Origin of the sequence: Fimbriimonas ginsengisoli Gsoil 348 (assembly GCF_000724625.1) — a bacterium.
Lineage (GTDB): Bacteria > Armatimonadota > Fimbriimonadia > Fimbriimonadales > Fimbriimonadaceae > Fimbriimonas > Fimbriimonas ginsengisoli.
In genome coordinates this window covers 2,154,390-2,181,327 of record NZ_CP007139.1, presented here as the reverse complement: position 1 = coordinate 2,181,327, position 26,938 = coordinate 2,154,390, and the positions used below count along the sequence as shown (strand labels likewise).

General features: G+C 61.7%; 25 protein-coding genes. 20 read left to right on the top strand and 5 right to left on the bottom strand.

Annotated features, from left to right (window positions below):
• The first annotated feature begins 11 nt into the window (after positions 1-11).
• Positions 12-680: a type II secretion system protein gene (locus OP10G_RS10010; protein ID WP_025226030.1), complete on the top strand. Its 669-nt coding sequence runs from the start codon at positions 12-14 to the stop codon at positions 678-680.
• Positions 647-1,072 carry a hypothetical protein gene (locus OP10G_RS10005; RefSeq protein WP_025226031.1) on the top strand — a complete coding sequence of 142 codons (426 nt, stop codon included), beginning with the start codon at positions 647-649 and terminating at the stop codon, positions 1,070-1,072. Before OP10G_RS10010 ends, OP10G_RS10005 begins: the two co-directional genes overlap by 34 nt.
• Positions 1,073-1,151: 79 nt before the next feature.
• On the opposite strand, the gene OP10G_RS10000 is transcribed toward OP10G_RS10005, so the two are convergent.
• From OP10G_RS10000 to OP10G_RS24370, 3 genes are all read right to left on the bottom strand, one after another.
• The gene (locus tag OP10G_RS10000; protein WP_025226032.1) at positions 1,152-2,441 is read right to left on the bottom strand and encodes an adenylosuccinate synthase; all 1,290 of its coding nucleotides are present in this window, start codon (positions 2,439-2,441) and stop codon (positions 1,152-1,154) included.
• A 264-nt stretch (positions 2,442-2,705) separates the two neighbouring features.
• Positions 2,706-3,980: a hypothetical protein gene (locus OP10G_RS09995; RefSeq protein WP_025226033.1), complete on the bottom strand. Its 1,275-nt coding sequence runs from the start codon at positions 3,978-3,980 to the stop codon at positions 2,706-2,708.
• Between the two features lie 61 nt (positions 3,981-4,041).
• Positions 4,042-4,881, bottom strand: a complete 840-nt coding sequence (locus tag OP10G_RS24370) for a helix-turn-helix transcriptional regulator (RefSeq protein ID WP_025226034.1) — start codon at positions 4,879-4,881, stop codon at positions 4,042-4,044.
• Positions 4,882-5,075: 194 nt separating this feature from the next.
• Here OP10G_RS24370 and OP10G_RS24365 point away from each other — a divergent pair, with 194 nt between their 5' ends.
• The 5 genes from OP10G_RS24365 to OP10G_RS09960 all read left to right on the top strand — a co-directional run bounded on the left by OP10G_RS24365 (position 5,076) and on the right by OP10G_RS09960 (position 14,864).
• Positions 5,076-9,254: a response regulator gene (locus tag OP10G_RS24365; RefSeq protein ID WP_025226035.1), complete on the top strand. Its 4,179-nt coding sequence runs from the start codon at positions 5,076-5,078 to the stop codon at positions 9,252-9,254.
• Between the two features lie 180 nt (positions 9,255-9,434).
• Positions 9,435-9,827: a BlaI/MecI/CopY family transcriptional regulator gene (locus OP10G_RS09980; protein ID WP_025226036.1), complete on the top strand. Its 393-nt coding sequence runs from the start codon at positions 9,435-9,437 to the stop codon at positions 9,825-9,827.
• A complete protein-coding gene (locus tag OP10G_RS09975; RefSeq protein ID WP_025226037.1) occupies positions 9,824-11,359 on the top strand; it encodes a M56 family metallopeptidase in 1,536 nt (511 codons plus the stop codon). Before OP10G_RS09980 ends, OP10G_RS09975 begins: the two co-directional genes overlap by 4 nt.
• A gap of 98 nt (positions 11,360-11,457) precedes the next feature.
• The gene (locus OP10G_RS09970; RefSeq protein ID WP_025226038.1) at positions 11,458-12,660 is read left to right on the top strand and encodes a hypothetical protein; all 1,203 of its coding nucleotides are present in this window, start codon (positions 11,458-11,460) and stop codon (positions 12,658-12,660) included.
• Between the two features lie 188 nt (positions 12,661-12,848).
• The gene (locus OP10G_RS09960; RefSeq protein WP_025226040.1) at positions 12,849-14,864 is read left to right on the top strand and encodes a carbohydrate binding family 9 domain-containing protein; all 2,016 of its coding nucleotides are present in this window, start codon (positions 12,849-12,851) and stop codon (positions 14,862-14,864) included.
• A gap of 15 nt (positions 14,865-14,879) precedes the next feature.
• On the opposite strand, the gene OP10G_RS09955 is transcribed toward OP10G_RS09960, so the two are convergent.
• On the bottom strand, positions 14,880-15,389 hold the full coding sequence (locus OP10G_RS09955) for a hypothetical protein (protein WP_025226041.1): 510 nt from the start codon (positions 15,387-15,389) through the stop codon (positions 14,880-14,882).
• A 132-nt stretch (positions 15,390-15,521) separates the two neighbouring features.
• Here OP10G_RS09955 and OP10G_RS09950 point away from each other — a divergent pair, with 132 nt between their 5' ends.
• From OP10G_RS09950 to OP10G_RS09900, 11 genes are all read left to right on the top strand, one after another.
• Positions 15,522-16,106 (top strand): hypothetical protein, encoded by a 585-nt coding sequence (locus OP10G_RS09950; RefSeq protein ID WP_025226042.1) that lies wholly within the window; start codon positions 15,522-15,524, stop codon positions 16,104-16,106.
• A gap of 302 nt (positions 16,107-16,408) precedes the next feature.
• A complete protein-coding gene (locus OP10G_RS24360; RefSeq protein ID WP_025226043.1) occupies positions 16,409-16,837 on the top strand; it encodes a hypothetical protein in 429 nt (142 codons plus the stop codon).
• A 32-nt stretch (positions 16,838-16,869) separates the two neighbouring features.
• Positions 16,870-17,262 (top strand): DoxX family protein, encoded by a 393-nt coding sequence (locus OP10G_RS09940; protein ID WP_025226044.1) that lies wholly within the window; start codon positions 16,870-16,872, stop codon positions 17,260-17,262.
• Between the two features lie 100 nt (positions 17,263-17,362).
• On the top strand, positions 17,363-18,046 hold the full coding sequence (locus OP10G_RS27630) for a DUF4331 family protein (RefSeq protein WP_038472950.1): 684 nt from the start codon (positions 17,363-17,365) through the stop codon (positions 18,044-18,046).
• Positions 18,043-18,657, top strand: a complete 615-nt coding sequence (locus tag OP10G_RS27625) for a DUF4331 family protein (protein WP_038472947.1) — start codon at positions 18,043-18,045, stop codon at positions 18,655-18,657. Before OP10G_RS27630 ends, OP10G_RS27625 begins: the two co-directional genes overlap by 4 nt.
• Before the next feature lie 76 nt (positions 18,658-18,733).
• Positions 18,734-20,086: a tetratricopeptide repeat protein gene (locus OP10G_RS09925; RefSeq protein ID WP_025226045.1), complete on the top strand. Its 1,353-nt coding sequence runs from the start codon at positions 18,734-18,736 to the stop codon at positions 20,084-20,086.
• The gene (gene cbiM, locus OP10G_RS24355; protein ID WP_025226046.1) at positions 20,073-21,983 is read left to right on the top strand and encodes a cobalt transporter CbiM; all 1,911 of its coding nucleotides are present in this window, start codon (positions 20,073-20,075) and stop codon (positions 21,981-21,983) included. The genes OP10G_RS09925 and cbiM overlap by 14 nt, the downstream gene beginning before the upstream one ends.
• Positions 21,973-22,734: an energy-coupling factor ABC transporter ATP-binding protein gene (locus tag OP10G_RS09915; protein WP_025226047.1), complete on the top strand. Its 762-nt coding sequence runs from the start codon at positions 21,973-21,975 to the stop codon at positions 22,732-22,734. The genes cbiM and OP10G_RS09915 overlap by 11 nt, the downstream gene beginning before the upstream one ends.
• The gene (locus tag OP10G_RS09910) at positions 22,731-23,207 is read left to right on the top strand and encodes a nuclear transport factor 2 family protein (protein WP_025226048.1); all 477 of its coding nucleotides are present in this window, start codon (positions 22,731-22,733) and stop codon (positions 23,205-23,207) included. Before OP10G_RS09915 ends, OP10G_RS09910 begins: the two co-directional genes overlap by 4 nt.
• Positions 23,208-23,510: 303 nt before the next feature.
• Positions 23,511-23,717, top strand: coding sequence for a hypothetical protein (locus OP10G_RS09905; RefSeq protein ID WP_025226049.1), 207 nt, complete (start codon positions 23,511-23,513; stop codon positions 23,715-23,717).
• 42 nt (positions 23,718-23,759) lie between these two features.
• Positions 23,760-25,073 carry an erythromycin esterase family protein gene (locus tag OP10G_RS09900; protein ID WP_084179022.1) on the top strand — a complete coding sequence of 438 codons (1,314 nt, stop codon included), beginning with the start codon at positions 23,760-23,762 and terminating at the stop codon, positions 25,071-25,073.
• Between the two features lie 102 nt (positions 25,074-25,175).
• Here the strand turns inward: OP10G_RS09900 and OP10G_RS09895 are convergent, their stop codons facing one another.
• Complete coding sequence (locus tag OP10G_RS09895; RefSeq protein ID WP_025226051.1) at positions 25,176-25,709, bottom strand: outer membrane beta-barrel protein; 534 nt, start codon at positions 25,707-25,709, stop codon at positions 25,176-25,178.
• A 115-nt stretch (positions 25,710-25,824) separates the two neighbouring features.
• Here OP10G_RS09895 and OP10G_RS09890 point away from each other — a divergent pair, with 115 nt between their 5' ends.
• On the top strand, positions 25,825-26,421 hold the full coding sequence (locus OP10G_RS09890) for a riboflavin synthase (RefSeq protein ID WP_025226052.1): 597 nt from the start codon (positions 25,825-25,827) through the stop codon (positions 26,419-26,421).
• Between the two features lie 24 nt (positions 26,422-26,445).
• On the top strand, positions 26,446-26,778 hold the full coding sequence (locus OP10G_RS24350; protein ID WP_025226053.1) for a YkvA family protein: 333 nt from the start codon (positions 26,446-26,448) through the stop codon (positions 26,776-26,778).
• Positions 26,779-26,938: the final 160 nt, after the last annotated feature.

Here is a 26,938-nt window from a genome sequence, read left to right as displayed (position 1 = left end):
GTAGAACTACCATGCACGCTCGGCGCCCCCAACCGTCCCAAGCCTTCACCTTAGTGGAGATCCTCGTCGTCATCGGCATCGTGATGACGCTCGCCGGGATTTTGGCGCCGGTCCTGCTCGCCTCCAAGCGTCGAGCCGCGGAAACCTCCGAGCTCAACAACATGCACCAACTCGCAGTGGCGCAGGGGATCTATACCGGAGATACCGGATACGTCCCCCTCTCCCCCGCGGTTTTGGTTGAGGGCCACTACGCCCCCGAAACGGTCTGCTCATCCGCATTGGACAACACGCTGGATGGCATCGGCAATCTCGTCGCCCGCGAAGATTACGCGCAGATGGGAAATCACCCCGAAGCCGTCTCAAAATTCCGGAACAGTTACCCCGGCCTACGTGAATTCTGCATGCCCTATGAGTGGATCGACAAATACATCAAGGACAACCCTACGGCGGGCTGGCTAGTCAGCATCGCTTCGGTTGAGCGCCGCGATAAGAGCGCTTGGATCGGCTGGTACGAAGGAAGCTACCACCGCTTGGTCCTCGATGGTTCGGTTCAAACTCACCGGGTCCAACCGGTCTACCTCTCGCCGGGTGGCGGGGGTGATCGCGCGGAGCATAACTTCTTCCTCTTTGTGGACGGAACAGACGAATGGAAAAGAAAATTTATCTCGGGCTCTCGCTAATCCTCGGCGTGCCCATTCTTCGCGTAATTGAAATCGTCGCCATCGGCTTGACGATGGGCGGGCTGAGCGCCGCCAACTTTGTCGGTCACGCCACTCTCGGCCTCATCATCGGCGTCGCCTGCGCAATCTCGGTTCAAGTGCTGAAGCTTCGCCCGGCTAAGATGCTGTGGGTGCTTCCGCTATTGGCCGTCGCTTACGCTGGCCTCCTCCTCGGAGTCTCTTACCCGCCGACGTTCTTCAAGCTGGACCCGACCTACGTCTCGACCATGATCTTGATGGATCTCGGGGCTTGGGCGATCGTCGTCGCCGGCGCTTCCACCGTGGCCTTCATGACCACCCGGACCCGATCGGTCGCCTCACCGCGACTCGGCCGCGCCATCGGCACCCGATAATCCGGAGCCCCCTCCTCGTCGATGTATGTGCGATGAGGAGGGGGTTGGGGGTGGAGAAATCCGGAATGCCGGTCCGGAACTACCCCCAGATAAGATCCGGGCGAACGACGATCGTCTCGTCTCGATCCGGCCCGATACTGACGATGGCGACCGGCACGCCGGTCATCTCCTCCACGTATTGGAGATATCGCTGAGCGCTGGCGGGTAGGTCCGACAGCTTACGCGCGGTACGGAGGTTGCCGGACCACCCTTCCATCTCGTCGTACACCGGCTCCACCTTGGCGAAGTCCCAGATGTTCTGCGGAATATGCTCGATCTCGCCCCCTTCGTAGCGGTACTTCGTCGCAACCTTGACCTTCTCAAGGCCGCTCAGAACGTCCAACCGAGTTAACACCCAGCCGCTGAGAGAGTTGAGACGAGCCGACTGCCGCAACAACACCAGATCGAGCCATCCGCACCGGCGGCCGCGGCCGGTAACGGTCCCGTACTCCTGACCCGCATCCCGAATAAATTCGCCGACCTCGTCGTCCAACTCGGTCGGAAACGGGCCAGAGCCGACCCGGGTGGTATACGCCTTTGCTACGCCAAGGATGTTCTTCAACGCTCGCGGTCCTACGCCGGTGCCGAGACAGGCGCCGCCGGCAATCGGGTGAGACGAGGTTACGTACGGGTAGGTACCCGAATCGAGGTCGAGGAACGTCCCCTGGGCCCCTTCGAAGAGGACCCGTTTGTTCGCCGCCACCGCGTCCTGAACAAGCACCTCCGTATCGCAGACGAATGGACGCAGCCGGTCGGCGTAAGCGGTGTATTCGCTGAACAGCGTGTCGAAGTCCAGCGTCGGCGACCCGTGCATTTCGAGCTCCCGATTCTTGTACTTCAGCACATCGCGGAACCGCGTTTCGAAAATCGCCGGCTCCACGAACTCACCCATCCGGATGCCGATCCGGGCGACCTTGTCCTGGTACGCCGGGCCGATGCCACGCGAGGTCGTTCCAATCTTGTTCTCTCCCCGGGCTTCCTCTTCCAGGGCGTCAAGCATCCGGTGATAGGGGAAAACCACATGGGCGGCGGAGGAGATCTTTAGGGTTCCCAGGTCGCTCTTCTGTGCCAAGGTCCGGTCCAGCTCGTCGAGCAGCCCCTTCGGGTCCACGACCATGCCGGAGCCGACGATGGCGACCGTCCCGGGGTGGAGGATTCCGGCCGGGATGAGCTGGAACTTATAGGTCTTGCCGCCGGTGATGACGGTGTGCCCGGCGTTGTTGCCGCCGCTGTAGCGGACCACAATCTCGGCCTGGCTTCCGAGCACGTCGACCAGCTTCCCTTTCGCCTCATCGCCCCACTGGGCGCCCACGATTACAAGCGTTTGCATCTTCTCGTTCTCCTGACTAGGAACGTCCGACGCACAAAAAGGCCGGCGTCCCCAGATTCGTCGAGGATCCGCCGGCCTTGTGTAGCCGTTATGAGCCTTATCTCAACCCAGACATTATACAACGGGTCGGCACAAGACCAACGGTTTCCGTGTTCGCCAAGGCCCGTGGCTTCAAAGGCGATCGCGAAACCTACTTGCGATAGTCGAAAGATACTTCGTGGTTAACGATCCCTCCAGACTTGAGACCGTTGGATGGAGATCTGTTCACGATCCCGGCCGCCGCTCCAACCGATAGTCCCCCTTTCGGCTTCCCGGAACGACTCGCCATCCTGGTTTGAGAGTCAGCTTCCAGCCGTCGCCGGAAGCGGCGTCGGACGACGTCGGCGCGGAGACATACGCGGTACGAGCGCTCACGACCAGGCGGGCTCCCTTAGAAGCCTCCAGAATCCCCCACTCGTCGCTTAAGGTGAGGTGCGGATAGACCGTGCCCAACTCGCCGAACGGAACGACTTCGTTCGGATCAAAGGTGTAGTCAAGCTTGGGAGCCGGCAGTTCCAGAACCGGACCGTCGACGAGCAGGCGTCGGTACAGCTTGAGTTTGGCGTCGGTCTCTCGCTGGCGGGCCTCCTCCTCGCGGACGATCTCCTTGCCGCCATAGAACCCCGCCCGAGCCCGAGCCGCTTTGGCGATGTCGTGCGGAAACTCGATCTTCGCGACCGAGCGCAGCATATCGGAGAGGCTGGAGCGCGGAGTTAGCCGGGTTCGCCAGTCCTTGCTGTCCATGTCCAGCAGCAGCCCGTACGCCGGCCCCGTCTCGTAGGCGAAAGCGTACGAGTAGGATGGCTTCAGCGCGTTCACCTTCAGCCGCCCCGAGAGGTAAGAACGCCGGGCAAAGCCGCCGAGACCCATCGACCGGACGCCGCTGTACTCGGCCATTCCCTCATGCACCTCCATCCGGTCTTCCTCCACGGCTGCCGTCGGGAAGATCGCACGCCGGTAGGCGCGGAAAGTAAGGGCGTCGGTGAGGCTCTCCACCCGCTCTGGTCCCCAGGAGGTTAAGCCTCGGGAGAGCGCCCGCCACTCCAACCGCAACCATATTCGGCCGTCCTTCTTGTCCAGGTGCGCATTAGCCTTGGACTCGCCCGGGAGCCCGATCTCGTCCTGGATCCGGTGCCAACATTCGTGCATCAACAGCATGTTCCGCTCGGCCGTCGTCGACGGCAGTGGCCACATCACCATCGTCCAATGGACCCCTCCCCAGTCTCTCGCGGTGTTCGCCGCGCCGATCTCCGGCGGCATCTTGCCAATCCACAAGTCGCCCCGGCGGATAAGCTGCCCTTCGCGATCTGGGCCGTTCGCAACGGCGAATCGTGAGGCCGGATCGAGAAAAATCATCGGCCCGTACAGCGGCTTCGACCAAAGGGCGCAAACGTCGTCCGAGGCATTCTTCGCCTCCTGAAAGTAACGCGACGCGAGATGCAGATCGATCGAATCTTGAACAAGCCGAGGAACGAATAAAGCGAGGAGGAGCGGTCCCACTGCACTACCGTACTTCCGAAGTACGGCGAAGCCTAGAATCGGATTAGCGCCTGGAACCCGCCTAGCATGGGAAACGCGATTTGGGCCGGTTGCCCCGATCGGCCCGGTATTCCGAGGGGGTTACCCCGTAGACCCTCCGGAAGGATCGGCAGAAATGGGACTGATCGCAGAAACCCGCGTCCATCGCCACCTGCGCCACCGGCTTATCGGTGATCCGCAGGTCGCGAGCCCCGGCTTCGATTCGAAGCCGCCGGACATAGTCGCCAACCGTGCATCCATGCGTCCTTCGGAACGTTCGCGCCAAATGGGTTACATGGACTCCCGCGGTGTCCGCAAGGGACTCCAGCGAAAGCGACTCGCTAAAGCCATCTCGCAGGCGCTCGACAACCTCGCGCATCCAACGCGGCTCGGCCGAGTTGGTCGGTTTGGGAATCCGCGCGGCAAGCACGAGGATCTCCAGCGCGAGGCTCTCAATGCAAAGCTCGGCGGCCACGTCCTGCGAGAAAAACTCCCGGAACAGCCGGTGCGAAGCCGCGCGAATCGGATCGTGAACCACGACCTTCGCCTTTCTCAAAACCTCCGTCTGCCTTGCAAGCCGGGTGGCCACGTCCGGCGCGATTTCCACTCCAAGGCTGTGGGCGCCTTCGTTCCAAACCTGATCGGTATGCGCTTCGTCGGCCGGAACCAGCAAGGTGGAGTCGGGGCGGCATTCCAGGATGCGGTCTCCGTATCGTTCGGTAAACCCACCTGCCAGAACAAAGGTGAAGTGAGGATGCGCGTGAGAGTGGCGCTCGATCTCCAACCCCGGACGGAACCGGTTTTCGGTAATCACGAAACCCCGGACCCGGCGGCGCCGAACCGCCCGCCCGCAATACTCCCCCAGTTCAAGCCGCCTCGCCATTTATGGCAGGCTACTACCGCCGGGCAGAAATAAATAGTTGCCGGAGCCGCCATGTCACACCCGCATGGTCGAGAACTAGCTCACAAAACCGCACTTGGCGCGCGAGCCACGCAAGAAATCCGCGAACCTGCCGACAATTTAGGTGAGGGACTGGCGTCGCCTCTTGATGTCCGATCGGACTGTGGTCCACCCCCATGAATAACAGTGCGAAACCGACTGGTTTAGCGAGCGGCAGTTTCGACCTCGACGGGTGCGAACCTGCGCTCCTGTATCAGGTGAGCCTCGCTCTCCAGAAGAATCTCAATGCTGGGGAGATACCCCAGGCGTTGTACGAGGCGTTGCGCGACTCCTTATTCGACGGGGAGTCGTTTTGGATCGCGCTCTTCCACGACCGAGAACAAACGTTGTCGTTTCCCGTGAAGGTCGGCGCAGGCCCAAGCACCGATATCGTATTTGAGCACGTGCGTTCCACGCGCAAGCCGATCTTGGTCGCGGACCGGAGCCAAGCCTCTCCGGAAGAGATCGGAGTTCTCGGAGAAGGCACAACCACCCTTATCGCCGTCCCGATTCTTCTCGGCGACCGCGTCCTGGGGGTGATCTACATCGGAAGGAACGAGCCAACGTTCCACTTCGACCCGGGCCACGTCTCTTTCCTAACTTCGATCGGCTACTTGCTGGCCAACGCTTTGGAGAAGGGCCGCCTTGCCGCGCGCCACCAGCGGGCGCTCGATCTGCAGAAAGCCGCCATGGAGCTCAACACGGCGAGCAACGCGGGCGTCGACCTGCGAACGTTGCTAAGACAACTGCGCGATAACGTCGTAACCGTTTGCGGGTTCGATCGAGCCGGGATCTTTCTGTACGACGAAGCCACCAGCATCATGCGCGGCACCTGGGGAACCGACCGCGAAGGGAACCTCGAGGATACGACTCGCGGCGTCTACGAGATCGGAGCCCTAGACAAAAAGAACTGGGGCATCGGAGTAGCAGACCACCCCGGCTACGTCCACCACAAGAACTATCCCAACGTCCAAGGCAAGGGAGCGGACGAGGAGATGAAAGGGGTCGAGGAGCAGGGCGTGGTCTCCATGCGGGCGAACGGCAAAACGGTTGGCTTCATCGCCGTCGACAACCTTCTAAGCCGTCGGCCGATTATTGAATCCGATCTGGCGGATCTCCTTCCATTCGCAGAGCAAGCCGCCTCCGCCATTCAAAAAGCCGCCCTCTTGGAGGAACGAGAACGGGCGGCAGGTCGGCAACGCCGCCTGATGGAGCTGGCGGCGGTGATCAACGAGAGCACCGACCTGAGCCGCGTCTTGCGTCTCGTTCGCGATGCCGCCGTGGAGGTCGGAGGATTCGACCGGGCCGGTTTGTACCTATTCGACGAAACCGACGGCATGATTCGAGGCTGCTGGGGCACCGACCGTGAAGGAAACGCCGAGGATATAAGTTACGATTGCCGGCCGGTGACGGAACAGGAGAGGGTCCGGTGGGGTATCGGCGTTGCGGGAGGCATGGACTTCCAGCTCCTTGAAAACTTTGCCGATGTTCACCACCCGGCTTCGAGCGATCCGATGGCGGGAGTCCAATCCCACGGCATTTTGCGTTTGCGGACGAACGACGGCACGGTGGGAATTCTGGGGGTCGATAACCTCATTTCCGGACGGCCGATCACGCAAGAGGATCTTGTTGCGCTCGTTCCCTTTGCCCATCAAGCCGCCGCCGCAATCAACAAAGCCCGGCTGCTCGACGATCGGCAGCGGATCGTCAACCAGCAGAGCCGGCTGATGGAGGTGGCAGTCGCCATCGGATCGAACGAGGATCTCGATGGCGTGTTCAGGCTTGTGCGAGACGCCATTATCGAGACCGGAGTCGTAGACCGGGTCGCGCTCTGGATATTGGACGGCGAGTACGCCCGAGGAACCTACGGGACCGACCTAGAGGGCGGGATCTCCGACGAGCACCAAGTCAGCTTTTGGGTACGCCCAGAATTCGTCAGCACTCTAATGCCGGAGGAGGGGGATGAGCTCGTCAAGATCGACGAGCTCCCATCGGTGACGATGGCCAACGGCGAGATTCGGGAGAAGGTACCGCACGCCGTGATCGCGCTGCAGTCGGGCGATCACATGATCGGATTCCTCACTGCCGACAATCTCCTGACGATGCGGCGGATTACGATGGAAAGCCTCGCGACGATCGTCCCGTTCACCCGCACTGCGGCCATCGCTATCCAAAAATCGACGCTGCTGGAGCAACAGGCCCGGACGATGAGGCAACAGCAGCGCCTCATGCAGATGGCGACGGCGATCAACCGCCGGCAGCACCTGGACGAAGTATTCCGGCTGGTTTGCGAGGCTACCGTCGAAACCGGATGGGTGGACCGCGTCAGCCTTTGGATTGTGGAGGGCGAGTTCCTCCTTGGCACGGTTGCCATTCATAAGGGAGAGGTCATAAGCGAGCGGAACGAGCGCCGATTGATCCGCGATTGCTCCGAATCGCTTCAAGAATTGATCCGATCGGAAAAGCCGTTCGTCATCGGCAAAATCCCGGGTGAGGAAGCGCGACAGCGCGCGTCCAGCCACGCGGTGATGGCCTTGCGGACAGGGGAAACCTTACAGGGCGTCCTAAGTATCGACACCCTGTTGTCAGGCCGTAAGATCTCGCCGGACGATGTCGAATTGCTTCTTCCGTTTGTAGAGCAAGCCGCAGTGGCGATTCTAAACGCAAAGCTTTTCGCCGCGGGGCAAGAAGAGCTGGACCGCCGCCGCGAGGCAGAAGAGGCGCTACGCCGTCAAGCCGAGGAACTGCTCGTCGCCCGTGACGAAGCGTTGGCGGCGACTCGGGTGAAGAGCCAGTTCTTGGCGAATATGAGCCACGAAATCCGAACCCCAATGAACGGCGTCATCGGGATGACCTCGCTGCTGCTGGAGACCCCGCTAAACCAGGATCAACTCCGCTACACGCGGACCGTGCAAAACAGCGCCGAATCTCTGCTGTCGATCATCGACGACATCCTCGATTTCTCCAAATTGGAGGCCGGCAAACTCGCGGTGAGCCAGACCGACTTCGACATGAGGACGTGCATCGAAGAGGTCTTAGAGATGGTGGCGGGCCGAATGCAAGGATCGGATGTCGAGCTCCTCGCCCATTTGCCTCCCGATCTTCCCGTTAACGTCGTGGGCGACGGAGGCAAGCTCCGGCAGATCCTGACAAACCTCCTCGGCAATGCGTTGAAATTTACCGCGCGTGGCGAAGTGGCCTTGGAGGCAACGCTGTTGCGCGAGACCCCCTGGCGAGCCACCATCAGGATCAAGGTTCGGGATACTGGGATCGGAATCGCGAAGGACCGCCAGGCCGCGATCTTCGAGAGCTTTACCCAGGCGGACGGGAGCATGACCCGCCGCTACGGAGGAACCGGACTCGGGCTCGCGATCGCGAAGCAGCTCGTCGAGCTACTGGGAGGTTCGCTCGGCTTAGAAAGTCAGGAAGGGGTCGGTAGCACCTTCTTCTTCGATATGACCTGGGATAAACAGTCGGGCGCCTCAGATGTCGTTCCAGGATCGGAATTGGTGGCCGGAATGTCCGTACTGGTAGTCGATGACAACGCGACGAGCCGAAACGGATTAATCGAACAGTTGGCGATCTGGCGTTGTAAGACCGTCGGCGCCTCGACCGGCGAGGAAGCGCTCCAGCATCTTCGGGACAGTGAACGATTCGACATCGTGCTAACCGATTTCCACATGCCGGAGATGGACGGACTCGAGCTAGGACGACGGCTCCGGGGTCTGGCCGGACAGGAAGAAACCCCGATCGTCCTGCTGTCGCCCGTCCGCTCGCGAGCGGCGATTCCGGCCGAGGACGCGGCTACGTTCCATTCGGTTCTCTCCAAACCTATCCGCCAGTCCCACCTCTTGCAGGCATTGCGCCAGATAAGGCAGCCCGTGGCCGAGTCGAGCGCTGCCAAGCCTGAGATTCATCTCGGCCTGCGAGTCTTGGTCGCGGAGGATAACGAGGTCAATCTGCTGGTCGTCGAGGAGCGGCTGGAGAGCTGGGGTTGCGAGTGCGTGGCGGTTACCAGTGGAGCGGAGGCGATCGCCGTCCTCGAAACGGAGAAGTTCGACATTATCTTGATGGATGTCCAGATGTCGGAAATGGACGGCTTCGAGGCCACGGCCCGGATCCGGCAAGCCGAGGCGTCTTCGGGACGCCGGACTCCGATCATCGCGCTAACCGCGCACGCGCTGGACAGCGACCGCCTCATGTGCCTGCAGGCCGGCATGGACGACCACCTCTCCAAGCCTCTCAACGCCGCCGAGGCGCTCGCAAAGCTCCGACTTTGGGCGCCGAAATTGCAAGCAATCGGGCCGCTACCGTAACGGCTAGGTTTGCGAGCTTGAAGGTTCAGCGTCGAACTCTGCAAAACCGTCGCTAAAACCGAACCTTTTTCGACGAAATCCACGTACTGCTCCCGACGTGCTGAAAAATCTGCATTTGTGTTGGCATCGAAGAAAACATGTGCTAATCTTTCAGCATGTCCACGAGGGGAGAGCTCGCGAATGCCTAGGATGATCGGAAGCGGGCTTAGCCGCCGCGAGCGAGAGATCGTCGACATCCTCCATCGACTCGGCAAATCGACGGCCGCTGAAGTTCACGAGGCCATGACCGATGCGCCGAGTTACTCGGCCGTGCGATCGATCCTTCGGATCTTGGAAGAAAAAGGACATATCCGGCACGAAGAAGACGGGAAACGGTACGTCTACCTCCCTGCCGAACCGAGGCAGGCAGCGGCGAAATCGGCGCTGAACCAAGTGGTCCAAACGTTTTTCGGCGGCAGTCTCGAGGGAATGGTCCGGACCTTCCTCTCCGGCGACGAAACTACGGTATCCGATGAAGAATTGAATCGGCTTTCTGCGATCATCGAGCAAGCCAAGGCAAAGGACAAGCCATGAACGCCATCCTCCTCGACCTCGTCGTGAAATCGGTTGCCGTTTCCCTGTGCGGCCTTTTGGCGGCGGCGTTCCTGCGCAACGGCTCGGCGGCGGCGCGGCACCTCGTACTGGTGCTGACCCTGGCCGGTCTGCTCGCCCTACCGATCGCCTCGGCGCTGCTTCCCCGCTGGCAGGTGCCGTTCGTGCGAATCGAAGTCGCGGCTCCGCCGGTGGAGTCCTCTTCGGCGGTTCGGTCGTCAGTCGCCCAGGCTCCTGCCCCCGACGTGCCCCCTCTCGCCATCGCGTGGGGATTAGTGGCCGGCGCCCTGGCCTTGCGGGTCATGCTGAGCCTGGCCCGGCTTCGGCGGATGGAGAGCAGGCTCTCCATGGCCGGCCACCCGGCTCTGCAGTCGGCGGTGACCGAACATTGCCGTCGCTCCGGCCGGCACGTTCTTCTCTTGGAAGGGAAGCCGAGCGAGCCGCCAATGATGTGGGGCCACTTCCGGCCGGTTCTCCTACTTCCTAGCGATGCGGCGGATTGGCCTACGGAACGGCTCTGCTCGGTGGTACTCCATGAGCTCGCCCACGTCGAGCGGGGTGACTGGCTGGCCAGCATGACGGCGCAACTTACCTGCGCGCTCTACTGGTTCAATCCGTTAGTTTGGGTCGTGGCGCGGCAAATCGCCAAGGAGAGCGAGAACGCAGCCGACGATCGCGTTCTCGGCGGTGGCTTGCCCGCGACCCAGTACGCCTCCCATCTTCTAGAAGTCCTGCGCGATCTCCGGAGAAGCCAACCGGCCGCCGACGCCGCCCTCGCGATGGCCCGTCCGGGAGTGCTCGACGGCCGTTTGCGAGCGATCCTCGAAGAGCGGCGGTGCCGCCGTCCCGTGCGAGGCGCCGCCGCGCTCGGCATGGTCTCGGTCCTCTCCGGAATCGTAGTGGCGATCGGGGCCGCCGGGCCGACGATTGTTCGTCAAGTGGCGAACGGGTCCGGTCCATCGGTCGCCGTCGAGGTCCAACCGCCAAGTGCGGTTGTCACTCACTCCGCCGGGAACGGCTCTAGGTCAGCGTCTGGATCGAGCATCGTAAATGCCCCGGAGCCGCGGACGCGAAAGCCGAACCGCTTAGTCTCGCACCGACCTAAACCAGTTCAAGTAGCCCGACGAAAGCCGGTTACCCCCGCCGCGAACACCTTGGCCGTTTCCAACGGCAAACATTCGATCATCCTTTCGGGGGAACCCGAGAACCTCGATGTAAAGATCGACGACCTCGTGGGGATCGCCACCAAAGCTGGAAACCAAGAGGCGGCGAAAGGGATGGAAGAGGCTCGACGCGAGATGAAGAACGGCTTCGAAGAGGCCCGTAAGGAAGTTGCCACCCAGACTCCCGACGCAGCGTCTCGCAAGTTCGCCGAATCGACAATCAAGGCGGTCGAAAAGAGCGTATCCGCGAGTCTCGACTCGGTGAAAAAGGGACTTCTTGGCGGAAAGGTTCCGAAGGTGAAGCCGCTTCGCATTCCTAAACAGGATCGCAAAGATCCGCCCTCGGGCTAGCTCGACCTAGCCTCCCCCATTTCATTCCACGGGCGACGCCCGTGCCCACCCCCCTGCGCCTCAGTGGCCCTTTCGCGCCTTCTTTTCGGAGTCTAAACATGCTCAAATCAACCTATTTCGTCCTCACAACCGCGCTTCTCGGAGCGACCGGAGTCGCCGCAACCCTTCAGACTTCACATCGAAACCTGCGCCAGGAGCGAGGCCAGGAACCCAGGGAGAGCCGAACGATCAACGGGGCGGTCACCGGCGGAGATGCGCGCGTTCTCCGAATCGATGTGCCATTTGGCACCCTTCACCTGTTGACCAGCCGCTCGAATGAGCTGAAAGTGCACGCGGTCCGCTCGGCGAAAAAGCCACTCTCGGCAGAGGCGCGCCGCTGGCTGGACCAGTCCGTGCTGACCGTTTCTCGAAACGGTAACGTGCTGACGGTAAAAGACCAGCCGCCCACAGGATTCTTGGAGAAGGGAAACTCAAAAGGGGCCGATATCGACCTCGAAATAGAGATCAGCGCCCCGGCCGGGCTGGACGTCGACCTCCAACTCAAGTACGGATCGGCGGATGGAGGCGGGCAATTCGGCGCTTTCAAGGGAGTCGTCGGAGCGGGCGAAGTGGACCTGCACCCTATTTCCTGCGGCGGTGCGCTCGACTTGCATGTTGGGGCGGGCCAAATTTCGTTGGGTCTGGAGTCGCCGCTCCGGCGAGATTCCAAGCTTTGGAGCGGAGCCGGGGAGATCACCATCGACCTGCCCAAGAACACCAATGCCGACGTCTCCGCCGAAGTCGGCGTCGGCGACATCGAAGGGGTTCCGGCGACATCGCGCTCGGATGGCGAGATCAAGATCGGCGGCAAGCGCCGCACCCGCTTCGGCCAGGGAGGTCCTAAGCTCGACATTCACGTCGGCGCTGGGAGCATTCAGATTTCCCGTGGCGGCAAGACGTTCGGCGACGAGCTTCAGGCGTCGATGGAAGCCGAACCGACCGTCGACTTCTCGCCCGCCGATGTAACTCCCGATCAAGACGACGAAAAACCGGGACAGATCGATCGAGAGATCGCGAAAGCGCTCAAAGAGGCGTCTGCGGAGTCAGAGCGGGCAATGGCGGAAGCGGAGCGAGAAATCAAGCGCGCAATGGCCGAGGTCGACCGCGCGATGGCGGAAGCCCGCCGCGAAATCCGCTCCGAGCATCTAGGTCCCGACATTGAAGCGATCGTTAGATCCGCGATGAAGACCGCCCGCGGCGCCTCCGACCAAGCTCTGCGCGAGGTCCGCCGTTCCCTGAAGCGAATCACATCCAAACCCTGACCGTGGCACGGGCAGCTTGCCCGTGGGTTTTCATGGGCGGCCCGCCCATCAGGCGAACGTACGTTCGCCTTCTGGAAGGGCCGCTCTGGAGAGCAGCGGTCCGGCGGACTCCCTCACCACCAACCCCCTTTCCCTTGTCCAGCACAAACATCTGGAGGAGGGAGAGGGGGCTCCGGAAAAGAAAGAACATGAACCAACTATTTCGAGCTAGTGCGGCGGTCGCGGTTTGGATTGCCGGAGCAGTGGCGTGGGGGCAGATGTCTTCCTCGATACCGAACCCGCCGATTCCGACGGGCGAATGGAAGAAGGCGACCTACCAGATTCCAAAGGCCGAGACGCGGCCGGCGATCGACGGGAAGCTAGACGACGCTTGCTGGAAAGGAGCGTTGCACGCCTCGGGGTTCTATCGATTTCAGAGCACCGAGCCGCTCAAGGAGCAGACGGAAGCTTGGATCTGCGCGGACAAGACGCACCTGTACGTGGCGTTCCACTGCCTCGACAGCCATCCGGAGCTGATTCGAGCCCACGAGACGCAGCGTGAAGGGGACATCAACCATGACGACTACGTTCTCGTGGCGATCGACAGCCAGGGAAGCCGTCGCAACGTTACCCAGCTCAACGTCAGCGCGAACGGCACCCAGACGACGCAGCTCGACGGCGGCACCGCCGACAACTTGACTTGGGCGGGGGACTGGACGGCGGCGACCCAGCGCACCCCCGACGGCTGGACGTGCGAGATTTCGATACCGTTTTCTCTGCTGAAGTACCCGCGCGGGAGTAAGTCTTTTCCGATCGCCCTGCTTCGCCAGATCTCACGAGAAACGAACGCCGAAATCTGGCCTTATATTCCACCCGCCGGCGACCACGATCCGGTTTCCTACCTGTGCGATTTCACTGGCATCGAGCCACCCTACTACCCTCCCCGTTTGGTCGCTCTCCCCTACGTGCTGGGCACCGCCGGAAAAACCACTTCGTTCCGAACCGGCCTCGACGTGAAATATCCGGTCTCAACGACGCTGACGGGTGTGGCCACCATCTTCCCCGACTTCCAAACCGTGGAGCAGGCGGTTCAGGACCTTAGCTTCTCATACACCGAGAAGTTTGTTCCTGATCGCCGGCCATTCTTCGCGGAAGGGAACGGCGTTTGGCAAGACTCCTTTCTCTTCTACTCGCAACGAATCCCGATGGTGGACTTCGGATTGAAGCTCGTCGGCAAGAACGGTCCGACCACGATCGGGGTGTTGGGAACGACGGCACGGGAAGGGGACGGGCAGACGGCGGTGGTGGCGAAAGTCGCTCAGGATCTTGGGCGCTACAGTCAAATCGCCGGCGCCGTCCTCGGCAACGACATTGGCGGCCAGCCGAATAACCGGGTCGCCCAGCTCGGCGGTGACTATGGATGGGCGCAAAAGGGGCGGAAGTTCGACATCTACGCGAACGGCACCGGCTCTTGGGTCTCTGGCGGGAGGTCGGACCATAACGACTTCTTTCAGTTCTCGACCGACGCGGGGCGCGGAAAGCTGAACGGCTCCGCGTATTACACGGAAACCGGCCCCCACTTCGAGAACCAGCTTGGTTTGGTAAGCGAAGTCGATGTCCGCGGCAGCGGCTTCAACATCTATCGAAATAACGCCCATGACCGGGGCGCCGTCGAACGAGACTTCTACGGCATTAATGCGAGCAGCTACCGGCACATGACCGGCGGTTTTTTTCACGACTCCATCTCCGGCAACGCGGACATATCGATGCGAAACGGCTGGGAGTACGCCTTCGGGGCGGACACTGGCAAGCGTGAGGATTTCAAAGACAACACCGTAAGCGGTTTCGTCGGGTGGAACCAGAAGACCCTGTTTCAACGCGGCGGGGTGAATGCGCAGGTGGGGCGGAGGGAGAACAAGGCGTACCGGTTCATAGACATCAGCCAGGGGGCTCTAATCGCCAAGGGATTTTCCCTGCATCTCGACTTCAACCACCTGCAGCTCGGCGATTTCGAGAACAACCAGACGGTGCTAAGCGGGACATATCGGTTGAACTCCCAAGAGTCGCTCGGCGGCCGTCTCGTGCAGACCGGAGGAAAGATGAATGTCTATCTCTCTTACGGCCGCCGCTCCCGTCACGGCACCGACATCTTCGTGCTCATCGGCGACCCGAACAGCCCGACCACCCGCGGCGTGATCACCGTAAAATTGGTCCGTCCGTTCTGAACGCTTCGCGCTCCTCTACAAACTGTTGAAAATCGAACCCTGGCGCACACCCTTGGCATGGCCGTCCACGTAGGCGATGTTGTTAACCGAGCCGTGGCGGGGGGCGCGGGGCAGCAATTGAAGCGAACCGACCACGCTACGCCCGATCGTCACCGACTCGAAGGCTACCGGTGTCTCAGCCGCCCTCTCCGTCGACCATTTTTCGACGGTCGCCTGGGTAAGCGCCTCGTTCATCGCATAGCCGTACCGGCCCGCCACCGAGCAGTCGAAGAGCTCCTCGCTCTTTGTGTAAGGTTTCAGCTCGTCGATCCAAGCGGCGGATGGCGGCATCCAGCCCTCGTTGTCCGAGGTGTACAGAGCAAATCCGATTCCAACTTGCTTGAGATTCGAGAAACACTGAGTGCGCTTGGCGTACCCTTTTTGATTCCCATACGCGGGAAACAAGGCCGCTCCAATCACAAGGACCGCGAACAGCCCCGCAAGCCATCCAACCACGTTCTCCTTCGGCTCGTGCTTCGGCGTCATTCCGTCTCCTCATTCATTGTACGACGCCGCGTACTGGGTCCAACCCGGCCGGTTCCTCTCACCTCGCGCTTCGGGTCCTCGCCTCGGACTGAATGTACTACGAAACCGCCCGTGCAAGACATACTTACTCGCATGCGTTCCGATTGGCATGGAAGCCTGAAGAGATGCGCGCTGGCGGCGGTAGCGACGAGCGTCGCCGGCTGCGGAAGCTCGCACCCTCTTATGCCTATGGAGGTGGGACGCGCGACAACCTACATCGCTCGCTTCGGCTTCGACTCGCGTATCGAGCCGATTCGGGTCGCCCGCCGCCTCTCCGTAGCCGGCGAGGACGGCTATGAGCTCAGCGGACCCCTGGGCGTCTCGCGCCTGGCCTGGCAGGGCGGCGTGCTTTACGCCGATCAAGCGGCGAACGCATGGTTTTCCCCGTCGCTTCCGATGCTCGCTGAGGACGAAAAACCGCGCTCCTGGCATGGCCGCCTCGTCTCAATGGGCCGGGTTCAACCTGCCAGCGCCAAGCTGGTCCACAAGAAGACCAAGGTCGACATCGGCAGCCGCAAGATCGACGCCATCCTCGCCACCCTAACCCTCAGGCTCCCAACGGGCACGATCCAACTCGAATCCTGGTACGCCCCCGGCACCGGCCTCGTGCAGCAAGAGCAGCGAACCAACGGCAAACGGCTGCTACAGTTGCAAATGGTAACCGCTCCTAGTAACTGAACAAAGCGAATATATCTCAAGCTGTCGTTTGAGAACGTGCCGCTGATGGCGAAGGAGCAACGATTCAATCGCCTCATCGTTCCGACTGGATCTCCTTCGAGAAGGAGCCGAACGGAGCCGCCCGCCCCCGACATAACCTCACCCTCTTTGGCGGAAAGGATCTTGGCGACCATGCCTACATGCTAGCTGCTACGACCGGTCCCAATTCAAGGATAAGCAGCCGGTCCCACGCTTCATGAACAGGATTGCGTTCGCCGTAGTCATTGAAAGGCTCCTCGCCACGGCGATGAGCAGGAGAGCAAATGGCAGAAAAGATTGACGACAATATTCAACACGGTATCGACGACGATCCCAACAACGATTCGGTCAAGGCGCGCAACATCGGCGGTGTCGGTGGCGCAGTGACCGGTGCGATCGCCGGATCGGCGGCCGGTCCCCTTGGCACGATCGGCGGCGCTATCGTCGGTGCCGTAGCGGGCGGGCTTGGCAGCCAGGCGGCAGTCGCCGCCGTCGACAAGGTGGATAACGATGACACCATCACCGGAATCGGCCACGGCGCCACTCGCGACGTCAACGATCGAGTGCCGACTCCCGGTAACGGAGTCCCCGGCATTCAGACCGGCGGACATGACGTGGACGGATCCCCGGACACGCGCGGCATAACCGAGAAGGCGGCCGACGCCCTGACCGGCGACCGGATCGATGACAAGACCGGCAAGCACGTGGACTAATTAGTCCCAATCGAGGCCCGTATGCTATGCATATGGGCCGCTTTTTTGCGCCTCAGCCGTTCTTCCGAGCCCTACTCGCGCTCGGAATGATCGCGATCGGCATTCTGCACTTCGTTCTAAACGAGCAGTTTGAACGGGTGATGCCAGCGTATATTCCCGCCCACCGCGGGTTGGTCCTTATCAGCGGCCTGTTCGAAGTCGCCGGCGGCGCAGGACTTCTTATCCCCGCGTCGAGACGCTACGCCTCCTTCGGTTTAGTGGCCCTGTACGTGGCCGTCTTCCCGGTCAACGTCGACATGGCGTTGCATCCGGCGGCCGATGCCGCGCCCTGGCTAAGGGTCGCGCTTTGGCTGCGACTCCCCCTCCAAGGCGTGTTGATCGCGTGGGCGCTGTGGGTGGGAAGGGGAAGCGTTCACCCGGCCTAGGGCGAGTTCATCCACTGTTCATCTTCCGATCACCGGGGCGTAAGGTTCGCGGGCGAACCTTCTCTCACAGGAATGCCTTGGCAATTCCCGGGAGACAATCGTGACCCATCGAACAAAGAAGTACATCGCCCTCGGCATGGTAGCGCTCCTCGCGCCGCTCATGTTGATCGGCAAGGTCCGAGCATCGGACCATGCCGACACCCCCGATATCGCCGCTAACCCCGGTACCGACATCACGGACGTTTACATGTTTCCGAGTCCGACCAACGCGGACAACATCGTTCTCGTCATGAACGTTCACCCCTTGATCGGATCGGGTGAAGGAACCACCGTCGGATTCGACCCAAATGTCCTGTACCAATTCAAGATCGACAACAATGGCGACGGAGTCGAGGACAAGGTCATTCAGGCCAAGTTCACCGGCGCGGGCGCCGCGCAAACCGTCTCCATCTCTGGCCCGGTTCGGCCGTCCATGACCGGCAAGGACAGTGTCCAAGAAACGCCGCTGGCGGTCCACGGCACCCTAAACGCTCCGTTCAGCCCCAAGAGCGGTATGACCGTCTTCGCCGGCGGAAGAGAAGATCCGTTCTTCTTCGACCTCGAACAGTTCCTCAACATCTTTCCGGATCGAGCCACTCCGCTCACCGGAACTCCGGTCGCCGATCCGAATACTCCGAAGCAGAGTTCCTGGCGCGCCCCCGGCGTCGCTAAAGACTTCCTGTCGACCGGTAAGTACAACGTCCTCTCCATCGTAGTGGAGCTTCCGAAGAGGAGCCTGCAGTGATCAGAAACAAAGCCCTAATCCTCGTTCCTTTCGTCGTCCTCGCCGGCTGCGGCGGATCTTCGTCCACCAACCATACGCCCGGGCCGACCAACAACATCATCGGCATGTGGACGACCACCAGCGTCGCCAGCGGCGGCACCTTCCACCAAGTGGATCGTCTTGCCCGCCCGGTCGTGAACGAAGTGTTCGCCACCGTCGCCAACAACCGCCACAAGATCAACGACGAGGCAACCCCTTCGGAAGACAGCGCCAACCTCGCGAACGACATTCAGTCGTTCATGACCTTCCCGGCCGGGCGGTCGGCGGCGACGACCGCAGTGGTCAAGGCCGTCCTCGTCCCGGATGTCATGAAGGTCGACCTCAGCCAGTCCGGCAACGCGGCCTACCTCGGTTACGAGACCGGCGGCGCAACCGGCGGCAAGTTCGGCGGTCGCAAGCTCGGCGACGATGTCGTAGACATCTCGCTCGGCGTGGTGTTCGGCAACACCATCTCCACGCTCGGCCTCGCGCCGGACGACGGCAAAGAGGTACCGGCGTTCACCAGCGACAACGTGGACGCCAGCGGCAAGCACTTCAAAGGCACCTTCCCCTATCTGGGCGACCCCAGATAGCCCGACCGGCGCGCCCGGGTCCCTCTCCCGGGCGCGCCGAACCAGCCTCTAGAGCAGCTCTGAAATGAAACCCCCCATGTTTTTAGCATTCGGTGTCGCCGCGTTCGGTGGTTGGATGGGCTACGCCTCCTGGTATAGCCGGCCCGGCTACTGGGCGACAGTTTCTAAGCCGCCGATCCACATTCCGTTCGACTCCAGTCGGATCGACGCTCGGATTCGCACCGCCGAGGAGACCGTAAGGCGTGATCCGAACGGGGCGCTCGGTTGGTCCAGACTTAGCTCCGAATACCTCGCGAGAAGCCGGGAGTCGGACGATTCCGCCACCGCCGTGAAAGCGGAAGCCGCCGCGAGAAAGAGCCTCGCCCTCCGCAAGTTGGGCAACGTCGGCGCTTGGAACAAACTCGTCCAGAGCCTCCTGCAGCAGCATCGATTCCATGACGCCCTCTCCCAGTGCCTGGCGGCCGAAAAGGCGAAAGTTTCCGACGACCATACGACCCGCTCACACGTCGAGTGCTTGATCGAGGTCGGACGCTATGACGAGGCAAGGAACCTGATCAAGGCGAACTCCCGAGCCTTCGGCGACGCCTCGGGCAAAACGATCGTCGCTCGACTCCTCGACATCGACGGCAAGCCGGCGGACGCTCTCCGCCTCCTTCAATTTTGCGCCCGCGAAGCCGATGGCAGTGCGGGGATGCCGAGCGACGCCGTCGCATGGTTCCACACTCGAACCGCCATCCAGCTCGACAAAATGGGGCGGCACGACGAAAGCCGCCGCGAATTTCAAACCGCCCTCACGCTCTATCCGCGAGACTACAAGGCGATGGCCGGCCTCGCCCGGGTCGCCTTCCAAGACGGCCGGTGGCAGGAGGCGATCGATTGGGGAACCAAGAGCGACGCGATCGCCCAGATGGCCGACGTTCGCGCCCTCGTCGGCGACGCATACGCTTTACTCGGACAGCCAGACAAGGCCGAGGCCCAATACGCCAAGGTCGCCGAGCTTGTTGGGCGCCCATCCGGGATGAACGATGGTATGCACGAGGTCGCCCCCGTTGCCGGAACCCACGGGCACCGGCTGGACCGCCAGTACGCCATTTTCTGCGCCGACCATCGGCGCGACCTCGGCGGAGCGTACGCGGCGGCGTTGCGCGATCTTGAGTCGCGTCGCGACATCTACGCTTTCGATACATTGGCTTGGGTTTGCTTGCAGAGGGGAGATAAGAAGGAGGCAGTCGGAGCGATCGCCAAAGCGCTGGCCCGCGGAACCCGCGATCCGATGCTCCTCTTCCATGCCGGAACCATCTACGCCGCCGCCAACGACCACTCCAAGGCCGATCGCTACTTGAAGGCCGCGATGGCGATCGACCCGAACTTCGACGGTGTCGCGGCTCGGAAGATGGCAAGTTTAGGAGGCGAAGTTGCACATCCCTGACGCGTACCTGAGCCCGGTGACTCAAGCCGCCACGTTTGCCGTCATGGTCCCGATATGGATCGTAGCCGCAAAGCGAACGAATCGGGAGCTGACGACGAAGCAGGCGCCGCTGCTATCGATCGGGGCCGCGTTCTGCTTCGCGATCCAGATGTTCAACATCCCGGCGATCGGCGGCACCACCGCGCATGCGCTGGGGGCCGGGCTGCTCGCGATCCTCGTAGGGCCCTGGGCGGCCGTGCTCGGGATGACGCTAGCGTTGACGATTCAAGCGCTCCTCTTCGGCGACGGGGGGGTCCTCTCCATCGGGGCGAACTGCTTCGATATGGCGTTCGTTGCCAGCTTTGTCAGTTACTACTCTTACCGCATGCTCGCCGGGCGGGCGAGCGACGGGTCTCCTTGGAAGGCGGTCGGGGCCGGGCTTGGCGCCTATGCCGGAACGGTGGCCGCTTCCCTCTGCGCGGGAACCCTCCTGGGGCTCCAGCCGATACTCGCGCACGATGCGGTTGGACACGCGATGTACTGCCCGTATGGGTTGAACGTCACGCTCCCCGCGATGCTGCTGCCGCACCTTCTGATCGCGGGGCCGGTGGAAGCGATCGTCACGATGGCGGCACTCGCTTACTTGTGGCAAACGTTCCCCGAACTCGCGCGGGCCGGAATGCCGCCAAAGGTCGGAGCGGGGATACGCCTCGCCCGGCGACTGGGTTGGGTGCTGGCTCTAACCCCTCTCGGACTCCTTGCGAGCGGCAGCGCATGGGGGGAGTGGGATCTCGCGGAGATCAAGACGATGGTCGGCTACGCACCGGCCGGGATGGCGGCCCGCCACGAAGCGATCACACCCTTGCTTCCCGACTATGGCTTTGCCGGGGCGAGCGGGAAGCCTTGGCAGATCGTTGGGTATATGGTCAGCGCATTGGTAGGCTGCGGATTAGTAGCACTCTTTGCAAGAGGAATTCTACGAAAGCCGAGGCCCTCCCCCTCTCCGGCGTCGAAGCCCGGAGCGCCGCGTAGCTCGATGCCGGCTTGGCTCAGAGACGTCAATCCTCCGCTCCCGCTCTCTCCCGTGGCGAAATCCCCGTGGATGGAGCGGACGATCCTTAAGATGCGGAGCGCCATCGCGAAGACGGTGGCGTCGGAAGTCGTTGCCCGGATGCCGGGATTCTTGCAATTGCTGAATCCGGTCGCCAAGACGATTGGATTTCTCAGTGCAATGGTCGCCGTGAGCCTGGCGAGAACGCCGACTGCGCTCATCGCGGTGATCTCGCTTTCTGTCGGACTGGCCTGGGCTTCCCGGGTCCCTCTGCGCGAGCTGGTGACAAGGGTGGCGGGAGCCGTCGCCTTCTTCGGCCTCGTGCTCGCCATACCGGTTTCGCTCCGGGCGGTGACTCCGGGACCGACCGCGATTTCGCTTCTGGGAATTTCGTTCTCGGGTCCGGGGCTTGTTTCCGCCGCCATGATCCTTCTGCGATTATTTGCCGGGATCCAGCTTTCGCTTCTTTGGAGCCAGACCACGCGCTGGCACGATCTCCTTCGATCGCTCGCCTGCCTGGGGGTTCCGAAGGTGGTCCTATCGACGGCAACCCTCACCTACCGGTACCTATTCGTACTGGTGGAGACGCTGGCCGAAATGGTCGAAGCGCGCACCGCGCGCCAGCCGGGAGCGATGAACCGGCAACAAGCTCGAAGTTATGCCGGCACCGGCGCCGCCGTCCTTTTCGCCAAGAGCCTCGCGCTTACGGAGGAAACCCATCTCGCTATGCAGGCGCGCTCGTTCGACGGCCCAAGCCGGCCTGCTCGGCCGACTCCGTGGAGGCGCCGTGATCTCGTCGCGGTCGCCACTGGGGCCGGCCTGACCGCCGCCATCGTTCTAATGGGAGGAATTCTTCATGCTCTTTGAGCTTTCGCACATCGACTGCCGCTATTCGGACGGGGTTCTCGCCCTCGACGATCTCTCGTTAAGCATTGCGAACGGCGAGCGCCTGGTGATCATGGGGGCCAATGGGAGTGGGAAGTCCACCTTGCTACGGCTTCTGGCCGGCCTGCTCCATCATATCGAAGGATCGATTTCCTTCAACGGACACGAGTTGTCGGAACGATCGCTCCAGTCGCCGGGGTTCCGGCAACAGTTTCGGCAGAGTATCGGCTTCGTCTTTCAAAACGCCGACGCTCAGCTCTTCAATGCCACCGTCTTCGAAGAAGTCGCGTTCGGCCCACGCCAACTTGGCATGTCCGAAGCCGAGGCGCGGGCGAGAACATTGGACGTGCTCAGCTTCCTGGGAATCGAGCACCTTGCCGAGCGCCCGCCATTCCGCCTTAGCGGAGGCGAGAAGCGAAAGGTCGCGATCGCCTCGGTCCTCAGCATGAACCCCCAGGTTCTCATGTTCGACGAGCCATTCCTGGGCCTCGACCCGAGGTCGCAAACATGGTTGATCCGCACGCTGCAGCAGCTCCAGGCGGCGGGGAAGACGACGATCGTCGCGACGCACACCCTCGACGTCGCCCGCCGGATCGCGGATCGGGCGTTGATCTTGGACGAAGATCACCGCCTCCTCGCCTCGGGACCGGTAGCCGAAATTCTCGAGGACGTCGTCTTGTTGGAACGAGCCAATCTGGTTGAAGCGACCTTCGCGGAGGCGTCGGCACGATGAGGCAACTTACCGCCTTCGTACTGCTCGGTCTGGCTGTGGTCGGATACGGCCAGAGTTCCGTTAGGTCGAACATCGATTCGCAATATAAGAAGTGGGCGAAAGCCGCGGTGCAGAACGACGTCGACACCATCCTCGACATCCTGGCCCCCGACTACACGCTTCACACCTACACCGGCAAAGTAATCGCCCGTAAAGATTACGAAGCGAGCCTGCGAAAACGAAAGGAGTCGAAACAGCCAACCACCGCCTACGAAACGAAGATCGCGAGCGTGTCCGTGCAAGGGGACACCGCCAAGGTGATTTCCGATGAAACGTCGGCCAAGGCGACCATCGACCCGATCACCGGGAAAAACCTAAAGATGATCCACATTCATCGCTACCTCGACACCTGGATTCGACAGGCCGGGAAGTGGCGGCTGCAGTCGACGGTTACCCAGGTCGAAACCACCAAGGTCGTCCCGGCCGGCAAGTAGCAAGGAGCCCGTTCATGCAATGTTCACTTGCCCCTCATCTCAGGTTCATTCCAGGGGCCGATCATGGAACCGTGAACTACCGACGACCCGCCAAACGAGCCGCTGGGGCGGCGCCCATGCGATGGAGCATGGGTTGCCGCGCCAACGATTTGCCTGGCTATTCGCCACTAACAAATAGCCCCGCCGAACTGACAGGTCCCGAAAAGAGCCCAAAGATGTATCGTTCAAAGGTTACGGCTCGACTTATTCGTTACCGAACTGCCGAATCTATTGGAAACGGAATGAAGAAAGGAAGCGAGCGACATGGATAGCCATCGAAGATTTCAAGGAGAGCACGGCCGGCGCCTCAGCCAGTGGCGCCCGAGTGTTCCCGCGCATCGAAAACCGGTCAACCGAGCGGTACGGCACCCGCGGGTCTGGAGCTACACCAATCGCTCCCCCTTCGATTACGAAGTGCACCGGCTTCTCTTCGGAATGACCGTTTACTGGATCACCGAAGGACGCCTCTGACGGAACCTTGAGGTGGGCTCGCAAGGTCCCCCACTCAAGGACATGTTGCACGATGAAGACCCTCGGCTTCTGGCCGAGCTAAAGAGCCGGTCCCGAGAGCTCGCGTTCGAAGATCCGCTCGACGACTTGATCGACCGGATCGGCGACGCCCGGTTCGTGTTGATCGGCGAAGCCTCCCACGGCACCAGCGAATACTACTCCTGGCGGGCCCGGCTCTCGCAGCGGCTGATCGTAGAGAAAGGATTTTCCTTCGTCGGCGTTGAGGGCGATTGGCCCGATTGCTACGCGGTGAACCGGTTTGTCAAAGGGTACGCCGACGGTGGAGACCATGCCCGCGACGTCCTCAAACGGTTTAACCGCTGGCCGACCTGGATGTGGGCGAACTGGGAAGTGGTGGCGTTCGCCACCTGGCTCCGCGCTCACAATGAAAGGTTGCCGGTTGGCCACCGGGTTGGCTTCTACGGGCTTGACGTCTATTCCCTCTGGGAGTCGCTCGATGCGGTGCTGATCCACTTGCGGCAGTATCACCAGCAGGCGGTACCCGCCGCGATGAAGGCGATGGCCTGCCTCCATCCTTTTGAGCGCGATCCGCAGAACTACGCGATGTCGCTTCGTTATGTATCGGAAGATTGCGAGGACGAGGTGGTAAGGGTGCTTCGGGAACTGCAGCTTGCAAGGCCGGACTTTCCCGACGACGTCGAGTCGCACTTCAACGCGGAGCAGAACGCGCTTGCCGCCGTGGGAGCGGAACGCTATTACCGAACGATGATCCAGAACGACGACAGTTCTTGGAACGTCCGCGACACCCACATGACCGATACGCTCGACCGCCTTCTGGTCCACTACGGTCCCACCTCCAAGGCGATCGTATGGGAGCACAACACGCATGTGGGCGACGCGCGGGCAACCGATATGGCGGAAGCCGGCATGGTCAACGTGGGTCAGCTCGTCCGGAGCCGACAAGGCCGCGACGATTGTTTCATCGTGGGATTCTCCGGTTACGGCGGCGAGGTAATCGCCGGCGACTATTGGGGTGCACCCATGGAAGCGATGTCGGTACCCGCCGCCCGAGACGGGAGTTGGGAGCATTTGCTCCACTCTGCCGATCCAATGGACCGGCTCGTGCTCACCTCCGATCTGAGGGACGTGCCGGAATTCCGGCGTCGGCGCGGCCACCGTGCGATTGGAGTGGTCTACCACCCCGACCGCGAGCGTTGGGGAAACTACGTTCCGACCGACCTGATCAATCGGTATGACGCTTTAATCGCGTTCGAGCAAACCTCGGCGTTGCATCCTTTGCATCTGAACGAGCGGTCTTTGGTCGAGCCACCGGAAACGTATCCCTACGCCCTCTAATAAGAGGCGCGGAGCGCGCCTCTTATTGGTCGGCGTATTTGACGACGTGGAGGCGCTCCGCGCCGAGGGAAAGCGCGAAGAGCTTCGCGCACTCCCAAAGGGTTAGAAGCGGTAGCCGACGGCGACCGAGAAGCCGCGATAGACTTCCTGGCTGGCGGTGGTGTAGTGCGCGATGCCGTAAACGGTCGGGCTGAAGTTATAGCCGACGTGCGCGCCGTACACGAAGCGAGTCTTATCGTCCGAAACGGTGACGTTGCCGCTGCTGGCCGAGCCCTTGCCGAAGCCGAGGTGCACGCCGTAGAACAGCTTTCCGTCGGGGCTGGAGAGGTCGGCGTTCGCCAGGAACTGGCTGATGGTGATCGTCGCCTCATCCGTCGCGTCGCTCGCCTTGAAGGAGGAGCCACGAAGCTCAAGGCCGAGCTGGACCGGCATCTTGGCGTCGGAGTTCTCGTTCTTGAAGTTGTAGCCGAAAGCGAACGTGGCGCCGGTCTTCTTGGAGATACCGGCCTCCGAGAAGCTCGGGAAGTAGGCGCCAAGTTCCACCTTGAATGGGCGGCCCTTGCCGGTCTCGGCGGCGGCGAGAGCCGAAAGACCGAGAGATGCGACGACGATTACGGATAGCTGAATCTTTTTCATAGATGCGGCCTCCGACCTTGACCGTGTAAACCACCCAGGGTCAAGCAATGGGCATACTAGGTTTATATTCTTGCCATAGATTGCGCACGATGGTCGTTGGGGTCTAATCTCCTATATGTTCACCGGAATTGTACAAGCGGTTGGCCAAGTTCGCGCCGTGGAAGCGGCGGCGCTCGTAGTGGACGCTCCACCATCGTTCGGCCGCGGCGGGTTCGACCTTGGCGAGAGCGTGGCCGTCAACGGGTGTTGTCTCACGGTGATCGCATCGGACGGTCCGCTGACGTTCGACGTAAGCCCGGAAACCTGGCGCCGCACTTCCCTCGCCTGTCTTCGATCGAGCGATCCGGTAAACCTGGAACGGGCGATGTCGGCCGATGGGCGATTCGGAGGACACATCGTCCAGGGCCACGTCGACGCGACTGGGGGGATCGTTTCCCTTTCCGCGCAGGGCGAGTTCACCGTTCTCCGGGTTCAGGCTCCGGCGGAGTACGATCGCTATCTCATCGATAAAGGAAGCATCACCGTCGACGGCATCTCGCTTACCGTCGTTGAGCCAAAGGAGGGCGCCTTCGACGTCTGGCTCGTTCCGCATACTCTATCGAACACCAACCTCCACGCCCGCCGCCCGGGCGACGGCGTCAATTTGGAATTCGACGTCATCGCGAAGTACGTCGAGAAATTGGTCGGTCGTACGATCAACCAAACATCTTAGGTGTTGGCGCGGTCAAAGGATGCGATGTTAAAGTTCATCAGCATCGGACGGACCCTCATTCGGTATTGGCGGATGGCCCACGATCCGCGCACCCCTCCGTTTGTCCGGTACATGATCTACGGCGGTCTTGTCTATTCCCTATCGCCGATCGATCTGGTCCCCGACTGGGTACCGGGCGTGGGGCTGCTGGACGACGCCGCGGTCCTACCGGGCGTGATCGCGGTCGCCATGATGATGATCCCGCAAGAGGTCAAGGAAGCCCACGACACGAAGTCGGAGAAGGGCATCCAGCGGAAGCAGTTGGAAGCCATCAACGAGCGCCCCGCCCACCAGCAGCCGGTGGCGAAGCCTGCCTAGTGTTGTCTCTCGTAAATAGGTGGACGGTGTTGATGCCTCCCGTCGCGTTGGAACAACGCGTCGTCGGGAGGCTAAGTTCATCCCAGCTTTACGTGAGACAGAACACTTGCGACTGTCCCGCTTGGAGAAATCTTTGCCAGACGGCGCGTCGGGCAAAGAT

What these genes read in the sequence shown, in the direction of transcription:
- OP10G_RS09970 (WP_025226038.1), top strand. Translation starts at nt 11,458, where the DNA reads ATGCTCAAATCAACCTATTTCGTCCTCACAACCGCGCTTCTCGGAGCG.
- OP10G_RS24365 (WP_025226035.1), top strand. Translation starts at nt 5,076, where the DNA reads ATGAATAACAGTGCGAAACCGACTGGTTTAGCGAGCGGCAGTTTCGAC.
- OP10G_RS09975 (WP_025226037.1), top strand. Translation starts at nt 9,824, where the DNA reads ATGAACGCCATCCTCCTCGACCTCGTCGTGAAATCGGTTGCCGTTTCC.
- OP10G_RS09940 (WP_025226044.1), top strand. Translation starts at nt 16,870, where the DNA reads ATGGGCCGCTTTTTTGCGCCTCAGCCGTTCTTCCGAGCCCTACTCGCG.
- OP10G_RS09900 (WP_084179022.1), top strand. Translation starts at nt 23,760, where the DNA reads ATGTTGCACGATGAAGACCCTCGGCTTCTGGCCGAGCTAAAGAGCCGG.
- OP10G_RS10005 (WP_025226031.1), top strand. Translation starts at nt 647, where the DNA reads ATGGAAAAGAAAATTTATCTCGGGCTCTCGCTAATCCTCGGCGTGCCC.
- OP10G_RS09980 (WP_025226036.1), top strand. Translation starts at nt 9,435, where the DNA reads ATGCCTAGGATGATCGGAAGCGGGCTTAGCCGCCGCGAGCGAGAGATC.
- OP10G_RS09910 (WP_025226048.1), top strand. Translation starts at nt 22,731, where the DNA reads ATGAGGCAACTTACCGCCTTCGTACTGCTCGGTCTGGCTGTGGTCGGA.
- OP10G_RS09890 (WP_025226052.1), top strand. Translation starts at nt 25,825, where the DNA reads ATGTTCACCGGAATTGTACAAGCGGTTGGCCAAGTTCGCGCCGTGGAA.
- OP10G_RS09950 (WP_025226042.1), top strand. Translation starts at nt 15,522, where the DNA reads ATGCGTTCCGATTGGCATGGAAGCCTGAAGAGATGCGCGCTGGCGGCG.
- OP10G_RS09905 (WP_025226049.1), top strand. Translation starts at nt 23,511, where the DNA reads ATGGATAGCCATCGAAGATTTCAAGGAGAGCACGGCCGGCGCCTCAGC.
- OP10G_RS09915 (WP_025226047.1), top strand. Translation starts at nt 21,973, where the DNA reads ATGCTCTTTGAGCTTTCGCACATCGACTGCCGCTATTCGGACGGGGTT.
- OP10G_RS10010 (WP_025226030.1), top strand. Translation starts at nt 12, where the DNA reads ATGCACGCTCGGCGCCCCCAACCGTCCCAAGCCTTCACCTTAGTGGAG.
- OP10G_RS09960 (WP_025226040.1), top strand. Translation starts at nt 12,849, where the DNA reads ATGAACCAACTATTTCGAGCTAGTGCGGCGGTCGCGGTTTGGATTGCC.
- OP10G_RS10000 (WP_025226032.1), bottom strand. Translation starts at nt 2,441, where the DNA reads ATGCAAACGCTTGTAATCGTGGGCGCCCAGTGGGGCGATGAGGCGAAA.
- OP10G_RS09895 (WP_025226051.1), bottom strand. Translation starts at nt 25,709, where the DNA reads ATGAAAAAGATTCAGCTATCCGTAATCGTCGTCGCATCTCTCGGTCTT.
- OP10G_RS09955 (WP_025226041.1), bottom strand. Translation starts at nt 15,389, where the DNA reads ATGACGCCGAAGCACGAGCCGAAGGAGAACGTGGTTGGATGGCTTGCG.
- OP10G_RS24350 (WP_025226053.1), top strand. Translation starts at nt 26,446, where the DNA reads ATGTTAAAGTTCATCAGCATCGGACGGACCCTCATTCGGTATTGGCGG.
- OP10G_RS09925 (WP_025226045.1), top strand. Translation starts at nt 18,734, where the DNA reads ATGTTTTTAGCATTCGGTGTCGCCGCGTTCGGTGGTTGGATGGGCTAC.
- OP10G_RS24370 (WP_025226034.1), bottom strand. Translation starts at nt 4,881, where the DNA reads ATGGCGAGGCGGCTTGAACTGGGGGAGTATTGCGGGCGGGCGGTTCGG.
- OP10G_RS24360 (WP_025226043.1), top strand. Translation starts at nt 16,409, where the DNA reads ATGGCAGAAAAGATTGACGACAATATTCAACACGGTATCGACGACGAT.